Source organism: Burkholderia sp. B21-005 (assembly GCF_020843965.1).
Taxonomy (GTDB): domain Bacteria; phylum Pseudomonadota; class Gammaproteobacteria; order Burkholderiales; family Burkholderiaceae; genus Burkholderia; species Burkholderia ambifaria.
Genome location: NZ_CP086301.1, coordinates 3480055 through 3493259, shown reverse-complemented (window position 1 = coordinate 3493259; position 13205 = coordinate 3480055). Strand labels below are relative to the sequence as shown.

The 13205-nt window shown below is 67.0% G+C and carries 12 protein-coding genes and 1 tRNA gene; 7 read left to right on the top strand and 6 right to left on the bottom strand.

Features of this window, described 5'->3' with window-relative positions; genetic code table 11:
• Positions 1-47: 47 nt before the first annotated feature.
• Complete coding sequence (locus LMA02_RS16250; protein WP_228906242.1) at positions 48-662, top strand: CGNR zinc finger domain-containing protein; 615 nt, start codon at positions 48-50, stop codon at positions 660-662.
• A gap of 39 nt (positions 663-701) precedes the next feature.
• On the opposite strand, the gene LMA02_RS16245 is transcribed toward LMA02_RS16250, so the two are convergent.
• Positions 702-1751 carry a DUF3592 domain-containing protein gene (locus LMA02_RS16245; protein ID WP_228906240.1) on the bottom strand — a complete coding sequence of 350 codons (1050 nt, stop codon included), beginning with the start codon at positions 1749-1751 and terminating at the stop codon, positions 702-704.
• Positions 1752-1939: 188 nt separating this feature from the next.
• A tRNA-Lys gene (locus LMA02_RS16240) sits at positions 1940-2015 on the bottom strand.
• 191 nt (positions 2016-2206) lie between these two features.
• Here LMA02_RS16240 and LMA02_RS16235 point away from each other — a divergent pair.
• Complete coding sequence (locus LMA02_RS16235) at positions 2207-2611, top strand: PaaI family thioesterase (protein ID WP_040142566.1); 405 nt, start codon at positions 2207-2209, stop codon at positions 2609-2611.
• 8 nt (positions 2612-2619) lie between these two features.
• On the top strand, positions 2620-3486 hold the full coding sequence (locus LMA02_RS16230; protein WP_175704167.1) for a patatin-like phospholipase family protein: 867 nt from the start codon (positions 2620-2622) through the stop codon (positions 3484-3486).
• Positions 3487-3535: 49 nt separating this feature from the next.
• Here the strand turns inward: LMA02_RS16230 and LMA02_RS16225 are convergent, their stop codons facing one another.
• Positions 3536-4549 (bottom strand): D-2-hydroxyacid dehydrogenase family protein, encoded by a 1014-nt coding sequence (locus tag LMA02_RS16225; RefSeq protein WP_006750081.1) that lies wholly within the window; start codon positions 4547-4549, stop codon positions 3536-3538.
• 426 nt (positions 4550-4975) lie between these two features.
• On the opposite strand from LMA02_RS16225, the gene LMA02_RS16220 reads away from it, so the two are divergent.
• Complete coding sequence (locus tag LMA02_RS16220) at positions 4976-6025, top strand: LysR family transcriptional regulator (protein WP_166724473.1); 1050 nt, start codon at positions 4976-4978, stop codon at positions 6023-6025.
• Positions 6026-6165: 140 nt separating this feature from the next.
• On the opposite strand, the gene LMA02_RS16215 is transcribed toward LMA02_RS16220, so the two are convergent.
• The 3 genes from LMA02_RS16215 to dprA all read right to left on the bottom strand — a co-directional run bounded on the left by LMA02_RS16215 (position 6166) and on the right by dprA (position 10694).
• On the bottom strand, positions 6166-8763 hold the full coding sequence (locus LMA02_RS16215) for a DNA topoisomerase III (RefSeq protein WP_228906238.1): 2598 nt from the start codon (positions 8761-8763) through the stop codon (positions 6166-6168).
• Between the two features lie 191 nt (positions 8764-8954).
• Complete coding sequence (locus LMA02_RS16210) at positions 8955-9335, bottom strand: thioredoxin family protein (RefSeq protein ID WP_166724475.1); 381 nt, start codon at positions 9333-9335, stop codon at positions 8955-8957.
• Positions 9336-9371: 36 nt separating this feature from the next.
• A complete protein-coding gene (gene dprA / locus LMA02_RS16205) occupies positions 9372-10694 on the bottom strand; it encodes a DNA-processing protein DprA (RefSeq protein ID WP_228906236.1) in 1323 nt (440 codons plus the stop codon).
• 193 nt (positions 10695-10887) lie between these two features.
• Here dprA and def point away from each other — a divergent pair, with 193 nt between their 5' ends.
• The 3 genes from def to LMA02_RS16190 all read left to right on the top strand — a co-directional run bounded on the left by def (position 10888) and on the right by LMA02_RS16190 (position 13161).
• A complete protein-coding gene (gene def / locus LMA02_RS16200) occupies positions 10888-11391 on the top strand; it encodes a peptide deformylase (protein WP_228906234.1) in 504 nt (167 codons plus the stop codon).
• Positions 11392-11425: 34 nt separating this feature from the next.
• Positions 11426-12409, top strand: a complete 984-nt coding sequence (fmt, locus tag LMA02_RS16195; RefSeq protein WP_175715563.1) for a methionyl-tRNA formyltransferase — start codon at positions 11426-11428, stop codon at positions 12407-12409.
• 110 nt (positions 12410-12519) lie between these two features.
• The gene (locus tag LMA02_RS16190; protein WP_228906232.1) at positions 12520-13161 is read left to right on the top strand and encodes a LysE family translocator; all 642 of its coding nucleotides are present in this window, start codon (positions 12520-12522) and stop codon (positions 13159-13161) included.
• Positions 13162-13205 lie beyond the last annotated feature (44 nt).

Below are 13205 nucleotides of genomic sequence, written 5' to 3'. Positions count from 1 at the left end.
CAGGTTACGCCGGTTCGTCCGGGCATGAAACCGATAGGTGCAAATAAATGGTTACTCGATACGAGCCTGCGCGGCAGGCGCACGCATGGAGCGCCGCTGATTTCGTCGGCGGCCATCCGGCGCTCGACTTTCTGAACACGGTGGCCGACACGGGCAAGACGCGCGACGAGGACAAACTCGTCGACTGGCCGGCCGTCCGCGCGTGGGCCGGGAAGTCCGGGTTGCTGGCGGCGGCCGACCTGACGCGGTTCCTGCGTCATCCCCGGCAGGACGGCGCCGACGAACTGGCTGCGCTGCACGGCTTTCGCGAGGATGCGTATGCGGCGCTCGCGCACCTGACGGCCGGCGACGGCGGCAGCGCCGGCGTGCGAGCGGCGGACCGGCTCGCCGTGGCGATTCGCGAGGCGATCGGGCGCAGCACATTCGACGCCGTCGATGGCCGTTTCGCGTGGCGCCCCGATGCGCGCGCCGCGTCGCGCTGGATCGACGCGGCCGCGCTCGGGTTCGAGCATCTGCTGCGCGGTGACGATTTCGCGCGTGTGCGGCAGTGCGGCCGCTGTACGTGGTTCTTCATCGATCGCGGCCGCGGCGTCGGGCGACGCTGGTGCGACATGCGTACGTGCGGGAACCGCGCGAAGGTGGAGGCGTTCAGGGAGCGGTGAGGCGGGGGCCGCGGTGTCGCCGGCCCGGTCCGTCGTTGGTCATTCAGCGATTTCGTGCGGCCGATGCTCGGGCCACAGGGTCCCGGCAACGAACAACCCTGCTGCCAGGAATGGCGCGCCGATCACGAACAGGATCGCCGTGAGCGCCCACCGATCCCAGAACCGGTCGACGACCGCGCGCTCGGGCGTGACGGGGTCGTACAGCACGTTGACGATCTCGCCTTCGTACAGCCCGGGTTGCGATGTCGCCGAGCCTTGCGCGAACGTGACCTGGCGGCCGCTGTCGGTCGTGAACGCGACGCTCACGGAGTAGAGCGACGTGCGGGCAGGGGGCGAGTGGGCCGTTTCGGCGATCTCGACGACATGGCCGGTCGAGCGCGCGTAATGGCGGTCGATCTGCCACTGGCGCAGCCCGACAGCGCCGGCGCCGGCCAGGAAACCGGTGCCGATCGCAATCGGAATCAGCACGATCGCGATGTTCCAGCGGCGCCGGATCGTCTTGCGGGCGGCCGGTGTGGAAAGCGCGTCGGCTTGCCGGTTGCGGCGCTCGTTCACGTACAGCAGGCTGCCGATCGCAAGCGACGCGACCGCGAGCAGGGTGGGCACCGCGACGGGAAACCAGCGTTGCGCGAAATCGTCGATCAGCGCGGGGCGGTTCGGATGGTCCGGGTCGACCAGGACGTCGACGCTTTCGCCGATGTCGTAAGCCGGGACCATCGATGCGGTATTGCCGGCGACTTCGCGGCGCCGGCCGTCGTTCGCGAGATAGGCGACGATCGGGCGGTATGCACGCATCGCGTCGCTGTCCTGCACGATGCGCACGACCGTGCCCGGCGTGCGGACCAGATGGCCGGCCGCGCCGCCCGCGGTGACGGCGAGCGCGGCCGCGACCACGAGCAGCGCAATGCCGAGCGCGAACGCGACGAGTGCGTCCTTACGCAGCATGACCGGATCCGCTGCGTGCGTCGTGCGATGCGTCCGGATGCGATCGGGTGGAGGGCGCGACTCGACGTGCGCACCGATATTGGCGTGACCATGCCCTCTGAATGGTCGCGTCTCGCTCACATGATTCCATGTTCGACGTCCCATGCTCTCTCAGTGCCGGTGGCGATACGGCGATCACCATGCCGGTCGTGTGATATTTGTCGGACGATTCTAGCGGGAAAGCGCAGGAGCGGGGCATGTATGTATGCGCATGCCGTGATGCGGGAGAGCCGGGCGGGCGCCGGAAATGGAAAAAGCCCGGTTAGCTTTCGCTAACCGGGCTTCGGAATTCCTGGTGGGGCGTGAGTGACTCGAACACTCGACCTACGGATTAAGAGTCCGCTGCTCTACCAACTGAGCTAACGCCCCCAACAGAAGAAAGATTATGCACGGATATTTCGGTCTTTGCAACACCTTTCTGCGAATTTCCTGAAAATATTTCGTCTCCCCGACCGCGGCTGTCGGCGCGGTGGCGAGCCATCGCAGTTGGCGCGCTCCCGGTATGATGACGTCCACACCTGTTGCGCGGCGGTCGCGCAACGTTTTCTGGACATTCGAAGATGGACGAAAACGCAGTCCGCGAATTGCTGGATCGCCTGCTGGCCCCGTGGGTCCGCTCGCTCGGTCTGGTCCCCGTATCGATCGGCGACGACAGCGTGACGATGCGCCTGCCGTTTTCCGGCGAATTCCGTCATTCGGGCGGCATCATCTGCGGCCAGGTGTTCACGGCCGCCGCCGACACCGCGATGGTGGTCGCGATCTCGGTCGCGCTCGGCGAATTCCGGCCGATGACGACCGTATCGCTGAACACGAACTTCATGCGTCCGGTGCGCAAGGGCGACGTGCTCGTCACCGCGCGCGTGCTGCGGATGGGCCGCAACCTGGTATTCGGCGAAGTCGAACTGTTCGACGAGGACGGCAAGATGGCCGTCCACGCGACGTCGACCTACGCGCTCGTCAGCTGAGCGGCGCGATGTTCGACCAGATCGTCTTCGCGGGAGGCGGCAATCGCTGCTGGTGGCAGGCCGGCTTCTGGGATGTCGCGCAGCCGGCGCTCGGCTTGCGCCCGCGCGTGATCGCCGGCATCTCGGCCGGCGCGGCGACCGCCTGCATGCTGTATACGCGCGACGCCGCGTGGGTGATGCGCTATTACGAGGAAGCGCTGCGCCACAACCGCAAGAACGCGTACTGGGGCAACCTGTTCGGGCGCGAGCCCGTGTTTCCGCATTACCGGATCTACCGCCAGGCGCTGCTCGACATCTATGGCGAGCCGTTCGCGCAACTCGCCGACGCGCCGGAGATCCGCATCGGCGTGTCGCACGTGCCGCGCTGGCTCGGCGCGCGTAGCGCGGTCGCCGCGGGCCTCGTCGCGTACAACATCGAAAAGTACGTGCGCAAGACGCTGCACCCGACGCTCGGGCGCACGCTCGGCTTCCGGCCCGAGTTCGTGCGCGCGCAGGCCTGCACGAGCGTCGACGAACTCGCCGACCTGATCCTGCAGTCGTCGTGCACACCGCCGTTCACGCCGGTGCTGCGTCGCGGCGGCCGGCCGGTGCTCGACGGCGGAATGGTCGACAACGTGCCGGTCGGCGCGCTCGACCCCTCGCCGGGCGACGTGCTGGTGCTCGTCACGCGGCTGTATCCGCGCCCGCAGATGTTCACGGTCGCGCACGGCGAGCAGCGGCGGCTCTATGTACAACCGTCGAGCAAGGTGCCGATTTCGAGCTGGGATTACACGAGTCCGTCGCAGATGCGGCATGCGTACGACCTCGGGCGGCGCGACGGCGAGCATTTCCTCACGCGCGTCGACGCGATGACAGGCGGCCGCGTGGCCGCCTGAAGGCGGGGAAGGAGAAACGGGGCCGCGCGGCGAGCGCGGCCCGCGCCGGTCAGCGCACGCGGCGCGGCGTCAGCGCTTCCGGGTTGACCACGCTCGACATGTCGCCCTGATCGAACGCGAGGATGTTCCGGAACGCCGCGCTGAAATAGAGTTCGTAGCTTTCGCGTTCGACGTAGCCGATGTGCGGCGTGCAGATCACGTTTTCCATCCGCAGCAGGCTGTAGCCCTGCAGGATCGGCTCGCTTTCGAACACGTCGATCGCGACCATCCCCGGGCGGTTGTGCGACAGCGCGTTCACGAGCGCGTTTTCCTCCAGCAGCTCCGCGCGGCTCGTGTTGACGAGCAGCGACGTCGGCTTCATCCGCATCAGGTCTTCCTGCTTGACGATCCCGCGCGTGTCGTCGTGCATGCGCAAGTGCAGCGACAGCACGTCGCTCTGCTCGAACAGCGCTTCGCGGCTCTCGGCGGCCGTGTAGCCGTCGGCGCGCGCGGCCTCCAGTGAGTGCTCGCGGCCCCAGATCAGCACGTTCATCCCGAACGCCTTGCCATAGCCGGCGACCAGCCGGCCGATCTTGCCGTAGCCCCAGATGCCGAGCGTCTGGCCGCGCAGCACCTGGCCCAGGCCGAAGTTCGGCGGCATGGCCGACGTCTTCAAGCCCGACTGCTGCCACGCACCCTGCTTCAGGTTCGCGACGTATTGCGGAATGCGGCGCTGGGCGGCCATCACGAGTGCCCAGGTCAGTTCGGCCGGCGCGACCGGCGAACCCGTGCCCTCGAGCACCGCGATGCCGCGGTCGGTACACGCTTCGAGGTCGATGTGGCTCGAGATCCGGCCGGTCTGGCTGATCATGCGCAGGTTCGGCAGCTTGGCGAGCAGTTGCGACGAAATCGGCGTGCGCTCGCGAATCAGCACGAGCGCCTCGACCTCCGCGAGACGGCTCGCGAGCTGCCCCAGGCCGCGCACCGTGTTGTTGAAGACCTTCACGTCGTGCTCGGCGAGCATCTCGAAGCAGTTCAGCTTGCGGACGGCGTCCTGGTAGTCGTCGAGGATGGCAATTTTCATGATCAGCGGGAGTCACGCATTGGAAGCGGCGGCGGTGGCGGCGGCGCACGTCGCGCACCCGTCCGCCCGGCCGGGGCCGACATGATGCTACGTCGGTGTCCGTCGTGGTGTCTTTTTAACAGGTTGTTACGCTCCGCCGCAATCGCGCCGGCCTGACCCGGCGCCGCTTTCGCGCGGGAGGCGGGGTGCGCTGTTGTGTCGCATCAAATACGTCCTTTCTGATTCGAACGTTTACGCGACGAGGTTCACCCAATTGTTGCTTCGATCAGAATAATTGGATCATCCGTTCGCGATGAGTGAGGATTTTTGACTATTTTTATCGTCAACCGGGGCCTTGTTGAGCAACTCTGCATCATTTCCGTTGTCGTAGGAGAATTACGCATAGGCTTCAACTTTTTGAAGTTGTAACAGCGGCAGGAGTCGTTTATGGATCATTTGCAGTCGATGCGCGTGTTCGTCAAGGTTGCAGATCTCGGCAGTTTTGCGCGGGCCGCGAGTGCAATGGATATCTCCAACGCAGTCGCGACGCGTCACGTCGCCGATCTGGAGGGCCGGCTTGGCACGCGGTTGCTGAACCGCACCACGCGCAGCCTTTCGCTGACGGAGTCGGGCCAGGTCTATCTGGAGCGGGCGCGCCAGATTCTCGATGAGCTCGAGGATGTCGAACAGATGGTCGTCGCGCGCAATCACGAGCCGGTCGGCACGTTGCGCATCGTCGCGCCGGTCGTGTTCGGCCTGCATAACCTCGCCCCCGTCCTGCAGTCGTACACGGAGAATTTCCCGAAAGTGGTGCCGGATCTGACGCTGGTCGACCGGCAGGTCGATCTCGTCGAGGAAGGTTTCGACGTCGGCATCGTCGTCACGCGCCAGATGCGCAGCGCGAGCATCGTCACGCGGCGGCTGACCACGGGCTGCATGACCGTGTGCGCGACGCCGAGCTACCTGGAAAAGCATGGCGTGCCGACTCATCCGGAACAGCTCGCCGAGCACCCGGCGCTGAGCCTGCCGACCGAATATTGGGGCGACGAGCGTGTGTTCACGGGGCCCGATGGCGAGGTGCGCGTGCGCCCGACCAACGTGATCGTCGCGAACAATACCGCGATGCTGCGCCAGTTCGCGTTGCTCGGGATGGGCGTCGCGATCCTGCCGAGCTACCTGATCGGCGGCGACATCGCGCGCGGCGCGCTGGTGCGGTTGCTGCCGGATTTCCGGCTGCCGCAGGTCGAGATCAACATTGCCTACCCGAGCCGGCGCCATCTGCCCGCGAAGGTGCGCACGTTCATCGACCACCTCGTCGAATATTTCAGCCACGCGACCGACGCGGTGATTGGCGAACAGTGGGCCGCACAGAGTGCGATGCCTGCGCCGATCGGCGTCGAGATGCGTGCCGAGCAGCCCGAATCGACCGACCCGAACCTGCAGCCGCGCCTTGCGCGCTCGGCGCGCCCGCGCGTCGCGGTGCCGTCGCCGCTGTAACGGCGCGGCGGCCGCGCACTGACGCGGCCGGCGCCAAAAGAAAAAACGCGGATCGAGCGATCGATCCGCGTTTTTTTATCGCCGTTTGACCGGCTGACCGGCGTGCAATGCGCCGGGGGAGCCCCCCGGCGGCTGGGTCCTTACGAGCCCGTCTTGCGCGCCGTCGTCTTGCGGGCGGCGGTCTTGCGGGCCGGTGCCGGTTTCTCGTCGGCGCCTTCCGTCACGGTTTCGGCATCCTTCGTCGCCGATTTTGCCGTCTTCTTCGCGGCAGCAGCCTTCGGCTCCTTCTTTTCGAACTCGAAACCGATCTTGCCGTCCGGCTGCTTCACGAGGAACGCCTTGAAGTTGCGGCCCGTGCGCGACGACTTGAAGTTCGGCATCAGATCCGTGCGGCCGTCGGCGAGGAGCTTGGCCATCTGCTCGCGCGTGATTTCCTGCTGCAGGATCACCTTGCCCGAACGGAAGTCGCAGGTCTTCGGATTCGCGACCGAGTGCTCGCACACATAGCTCATCCCGTGCTCGAACACGCGGCCGTTGCATTTCGGGCACGCGCCGACCGGTTCCTGCTCGGAGAAGTCGGGTGCCTCGCCTTCCTCGCCGCCCTGGTCCTGGCCGAAGTCGAACTCGAGCTTGTAGTTCTTCGTTTCGTCGTCGAACGAGAGCTTCAGGATCGCCGAGAACGGACGGCCCATCTTGCTGCGGAAACCGGACAGCGGACCGATGGTCTTCTGCTGCAGCAGCTCCTCGACTTCCGCGATCTCGAACTGCCGGCTGCCCGGAATCTTCGAGATCGAGAACTCGCACTTCGTGCACGCGAAGCGGCGGTAGTTTTCCTTCACCTGGCCGCCGCAGTTCGGGCACGGCGTCTCGAGCGTCGCGTAATCGCCGGGGATCGTGTCGGAATCGTATTCCTTCGCGCGCTTGACGATCTGCTGCGTCATGCGGGCGATTTCCTGCATGAACGCGTCGCGCCCGAGGTTGCCGCGCTCCATCTGCGACAGCTTGTATTCCCATTCGCCGGTGAGCTCGGGCGCGGTCAGTTCCTTCACGCCGAGCCCGCGCAGCAGCGTCATCAGCTGGAATGCCTTCGCGGTCGGGATCAACTCGCGGCCTTCACGGACGAGATACTTTTCGCCCAGCAGACCTTCGATGATCGCCGCGCGCGTTGCCGGCGTGCCGAGGCCCTTCGCAGCCATCGCCTCGCGCAGCTCGTCGTCCTCGACGAGCTTGCCGGCGCCTTCCATCGCGGACAGCAGTGTCGCTTCGGAGTAGCGTGCGGGCGGCTTGGTCACGAGCGCCACGGCGGCGATCTCGTCGGTCTTCACCTTCTCGTTCTTCTGCACCGGCACGAGGTTCGCGTCCGCGCCTTCGGCGTCGCGGCCATACACCTGCAGCCAGCCCGGCTCGACGAGCACCTTGCCTTCGGTCTTGAAGTGATGGCCGGCGACTTCGGTGATCCGCGTCGTGACACGGAATTCGGCCGCCGGGAAGAACACCGCGAGGAAGCGCTTCACGACCATGTCGTACAGCTTCTGCTCCGGCTCGGACAGCGACTTCGGCGCCTGCAGCGTCGGGATGATGGCGAAGTGGTCGGTGATCTTCGAGTTGTCGAAGATCCGCTTGTTCGGCTTCACCCAGCCCTGGTCGAGCACCCGCTTCGCATGCGGCAGGTAGTTGTGGCTCTCCTTGAGCATCTCGAGCGTGGACTGCACCGTCGAAATGTAGTCTTCCGGCAGCGCGCGCGCGTCGGTACGCGGGTACGTCAGCACCTTGTGCTTTTCATACAGCGCCTGCGCGAGACCGAGCGTGTTCTTCGCGGAGAAGCCGAAGCGGCTGTTCGCCTCGCGCTGCAGGCTCGTCAGGTCGAACAGCAGCGGCGACAGCTGGGTCGACGGCTTCGATTCCTCGGACACCGTGCCGATCTGGTCGCGGCATGCGGCGACGATGGTTTCGGCGGCCGGCAGGCTCCACAGGCGGGAGTCGCGCCTTTCCGGATCGAACTCGTCCCGCTTGAATTTCGGGTCGTACCATTTGCCTTCATAGAAGCCGCCCGCGCAGGCGAACGCGGCCTTCACTTCCCAGTAGTCGCGCGGGACGAAGCGGCGGATTTTCTCTTCACGTTCGACGACGATCGACAGCGTTGGCGTCTGAACGCGGCCGACGGTCGTCAGGAAGAAGCCGCCACCCTTGCTGTTGAATGCGGTCATCGCGCGCGTGCCGTTGATCCCGACGAGCCAGTCGGCTTCCGAGCGGCAGCGTGCGGCGTCGGCGAGCGGCTGCATGTCGGTGTCGCTGCGCAGGTGCGCGAAACCGTCGCGAATCGCCTGCGGCGTCATCGACTGCAGCCACAGGCGCTGGACCGGCTGCTTCGCCTTCGCATGCTGCACGATCAGGCGGAAAATCAGTTCGCCCTCGCGCCCCGCGTCACATGCGTTGATCAGGCGGTCGACGTCCTTGCGCTTCATCAGCTTGGTAAGGACCTTCAGGCGCGATTCGCTTTTTGCGATCGGGTTGAGGTCGAAATGCGGGGGGATGACGGGCAGATGAGCGAAGCTCCATTTGCCGCGCTTGACCTCGTACTCTTCCGGGGCGGCGATTTCCAGCAGGTGGCCGACCGCGGACGAAAGGACGAATTCGTCGCTTTCGAAGTATTCGTCATGCTTGGTAAAGCCGCCCAAAGCGCGCGCGATGTCGTTCGCGACAGAAGGCTTTTCCGCAATGATCAGAGCTTTGGACATGACAGGTGTGTGTTGGTAGACCGGGTTCGCCGGCGTGGGTCCCTTTTACGACGGCTTTATAGCACACGCCGCGGCGACGGCGGCGCGGCGTGTAAAAAGCGGCTCATCATAGAGGGGGGGCGCAATGGCGGCAAGCGCCCGGCCCGACGGCACGCGCAACGTCGCGAGAAGCCGCCTGGCCGGTGCGCGATTTACGCCTCGACGTTCAGGATAGTGCGCAATTTCGGTGCGTGCGGCGCGCCGGGTACCGCGCTCAGGTCGGACAACATCCGTTCGACGATCGCAGCGTGCGGCAGCACCGTGCCGAAGAAGCGCGCGGTGTTCGCATCCTCGATCAGGATCGTCGGGAAATTCTCGACGTCGAGATCGTCGAGCCGATCGGCATGGGTTTCGATGTCGATCCACGCGAAGCAGGCGTCGGGATGGGCGTCGGCGAGCTGGTCGAAGGCCGTCCGGTAGTCGCGGCAGGTGCCGCACCACTCGGCGCACAGGCAGGCGACCAGCAGCGTGTCGGGATCGGCGAGGCGCTCGGCGATCCGATCGGCATCGGTGTCGAGATTCAGCGCGGGCATGGAATTCCTTGGGTAACGTCGGCGGCACGGCCGCCCCTATCCGGGGGAATGTAGCATGCCGCACGGGGGCGGGGTGGGCGCCGCGTCAAGCCGCGCGAAGCGTCCGCCGGGCACGCTCGCGACGCGGCCGGCCAGTTCGAGCGCGAGCAGCGCGCGGTGCAGCACGTCGTCGGACAGGCCGCTATGCTCGGCGAGCCACTCGTAGGTAACGGGGCCGTATCCCAATGCGGCCAGCACCGATCGTTCGGCCGGGGTATCGGGTGGCGCGCCGCCGATTGCGGCGGATGCGGCGGCCGGAACGGCGGAGCCGGCCTTCGCGGCAGGCTCGCCCGCGCGTTGCCCCACCGTGCCCGCTGCTTCGACGTTATCAGGGCTCGATCGCGAATGCGCCGAGACGTGGATGGCGTGAGCCGCCGGTTCGCCCAGCCCGTATTCCTCCAGCACGTCGAGCGGCGCAGCGGTGAGCTTCGCGCCGTCGCGGATCAGCGCGTGGCAGCCCTGTGCGAGCGGCGCGTGGATCGAGCCCGGCATCGCGAACACGTCGCGGCCCAGCTCGTTCGCGAGCCGCGCGGTGATCAGCGAGCCGGAGCGCGGCGCGGCTTCGACAACGAGCGCGCCGAGGGCGAGTGCGGCGATCAGCCGGTTGCGCTGCGGGAAATGCGACGCCCGCGCGGGCGTGCCGAGCGGCCATTCGGACAGGATCGCGCCGCGTGCGGCGATCTCGTGCGCGAGCGTGCGGTGCCGCGCCGGATAGACGAGATCGGCGCCCGTCGCGATTACCGCGATCGTGCTGGCGCGGCCGTCGAGCCCGCCGCGATGCGCGGCGCCGTCGATGCCGAGCGCGAGGCCAGAGACGATCGCGAGCCCCGCATCGGACAGCGCATGCGCGAAGCGCGTTGCGTCGGCGAGCCCTTGCGGCGTCGCGTGGCGGCTGCCGACGACGGCCAGCCCGCGTGCGTGCAGCAGGTCGAGCCGGCCCTTTACATATAGCAGCGGCGGCGGATCGTGCAGGTCGCGCAGCCGAGGCGGATAGACGGGATCGTTGAGCGTGACGATCGCGTTGCCCGGTGCATCGAGCCACGCGAGCGCGGCGTCGGTGCGCGCGTCGAGGTCGTGCCGCTCGCTGGCGCGCACCGCCCGCGCGGCGGCCGCGCTGCTCGCCGCGCTGATGGCCTGGTCGGATGCGCACAGCAGCGCCGCCGGCGAGCCGAATGCATCGAGCAGCGCGTGCAGCACGGCAGGCGCGAGGCCCGGTGCATGCGCGAGCTGCAGCCACGCGCGCAGCGCGGAAGGGGTCAGCGCTTGCGGCGACATGAGGTTCCCCTCGAATGCGACGGCCAGCGGACAGCGTGGCGCCATGATAAAATTTTCATCATCCGAAATACTCGACAGGGCCGCGCGCCACCGGCGTCCGGCCATTTGCAGGAGGCATGACCTGCGGCGTTGATATGCCGCGCGTCCGCCTCATCTTCATTGCATCCCGGCAGTGGCGCCAGCCGGCCGGATGGCCGATGCGGCCCGCCGCTCCACCGAATACCGAATACCGAACACCATGGCATTGCTGAACATTCTTCATTACCCCGACAAGCGGCTGCACAAGGTCGCCAAGCCCGTCGACAAGGTCGACGACCGAATTCGCAAGCTCATCGCCGACATGGCCGAGACCATGTACGCAGCGCCGGGGATCGGCCTCGCGGCGACGCAGGTCGACGTGCACGAGCGCGTGATCGTGATCGACATCTCCGAAGAGAAGAACGAGCTGCGCGCGTTCATCAATCCCGAGATCATCTGGTCGAGCGACGAGAAGCAGGTCTACGAGGAGGGTTGCCTGTCGGTGCCCGGGATCTACGACGAGGTCGAGCGCCCGGACCACGTGCGCGTGCGGGCGCTCAACGAGCAGGGCGAGACCTTCGAGCTCGACTGCGAGGGCCTGCTGGCCGTGTGCGTGCAGCACGAGATGGATCACCTGATGGGGCGCGTTTTCGTCGAATACCTGTCACCGCTGAAGCAGACGCGCATCAAGACGAAGATGAAGAAACTCGAACGCGCGATGTGACGCGCGTTCGCCCAGCCCGCTCCCGAACGCTTTCATGACCCATACGTTGCGCGTGATTTTTGCCGGCACGCCGGAATTCGCCGCGGCCGCACTCGCCGCGATCCACGAGGCCGGTTTTCCGGTGCCGCTCGTGCTCACCCAGCCCGATCGCCCTGCCGGGCGCGGGATGAAGCTGCAGGCGAGCGCCGTGAAGCGCTATGCCGTCGAGCACGGGATGCCCGTCGCGCAGCCGCCGTCGCTGCGCCGTGCGGGCAAGTACCCGGCGGAGGCGGCCGACGCGATCGAACTGCTGCGCACGACCCCGCACGACGTGATGGTGGTCGCCGCGTACGGCTTGCTGCTGCCGCAGGAAGTGCTCGACATTCCGCGCGCCGGCTGCATCAACATCCACGCGTCGCTGCTGCCGCGCTGGCGCGGCGCCGCGCCGATCCACCGCGCGATCGAGGCCGGTGACGCCGAGACGGGCGTCACGCTGATGCAGATGGACGTCGGCCTCGACACCGGCGCGATGATCGAGGAAGCGCGCGTCGCGATCGCGCCCGACGATACGACCGCCACCCTGCACGACCGGCTGGCCGCCGACGGCGCGCGACTGATCGTCGACGCGCTGGTGCGGCTCGAGCGCGACGGCGCGCTGCCCGCCACCCCGCAGCCGGCCGACGGCGTGACCTATGCGGAAAAGATCGGCAAGCACGAGGCCGCGCTCGACTGGCGCAAGCCGGCCGACGTGCTCGCGCGCCAGGTGCGCGCGTTCGACCCGTTCCCGGGTGGCGTCGCGACGCTCGACGGCGCGGCCATCAAGCTTTGGGCGGCCGAGCCCGTGGCGGCGCGCGGCGACGCGGCGCCCGGCACGATCGTCGACGCTGCGCCGGAAGGTGTGATCGTCGCGTGCGGCAGCGGCGCGCTGCGCGTCACGCAACTGCAGAAGCCGGGCGGCAAGCGGTTGCCCGCGCGCGAATTCCTGGCCGGCTCGCCGCTCGCCGCAGGCCAGCGCTTCGCGTTGCCCGACGGGGCCTGAGCGTCATTCGACCCGACCTGCCGGCCGCACGCAATTGGCCGAACGGCCGAGTCGCACGGCGCGGCAGGCGCGCGTAGAATTTCCTCGCGCTGTTCGGTTTCGAGGTCTTCATGCTTGGCATCACCCATTTCGGCTTCTTCGTGTTCGCGGTGTTCCTGCTGAACATCACGCCCGGCCCCGATACGGCCTACATCGTCGGCCGCAGCGTCGCCCAGGGGCGCGGCGCAGGGCTGATGTCGGCGTTCGGCATTTCGGCCGGCTGTTGTGTTCACGCGCTCGCATGCGCATTCGGCCTGACCGCGCTGCTGGCGGCATCGGCAACCGCGTTCACGGTGATCAAGCTGGTCGGCGCCGCCTACCTGATCTACCTCGGCGCGCGGATGATCATCACGAAGCAGGCCGCCGAGCCGTCGGGCGCCGAAGCCGCGCAGGGCACGGCCGCAAAGCCGCTGCGCCAGCTGTTCATGCAGGGCTTCTGGACCAACGTGCTGAATCCGAAGGTCGTGCTGTTCTTCGTGTCGTTCTTCCCGCAGTTCGTGTCGGCCGACAGTCCGCACAAGGCTTGGGCGTTCCTGACCCTCGGTGCGGTATTCGTTGCGATGAGCACGGTCTGGACCAGTCTGGTCGCCTGGGTCGCGGGTAGCGTCACGCAGCGCTTTTCCGGCAAGCCGGGCGTCAAGAAGTGGCTCGACCGTACGGTCGGCAGCGCTTTCGTCGGCTTGGGCCTTCGGCTTGCAACATCGCAACGCTGAGATTGAATTTTTCGAACAAGACCTTATCTAACAAATCGCTTACA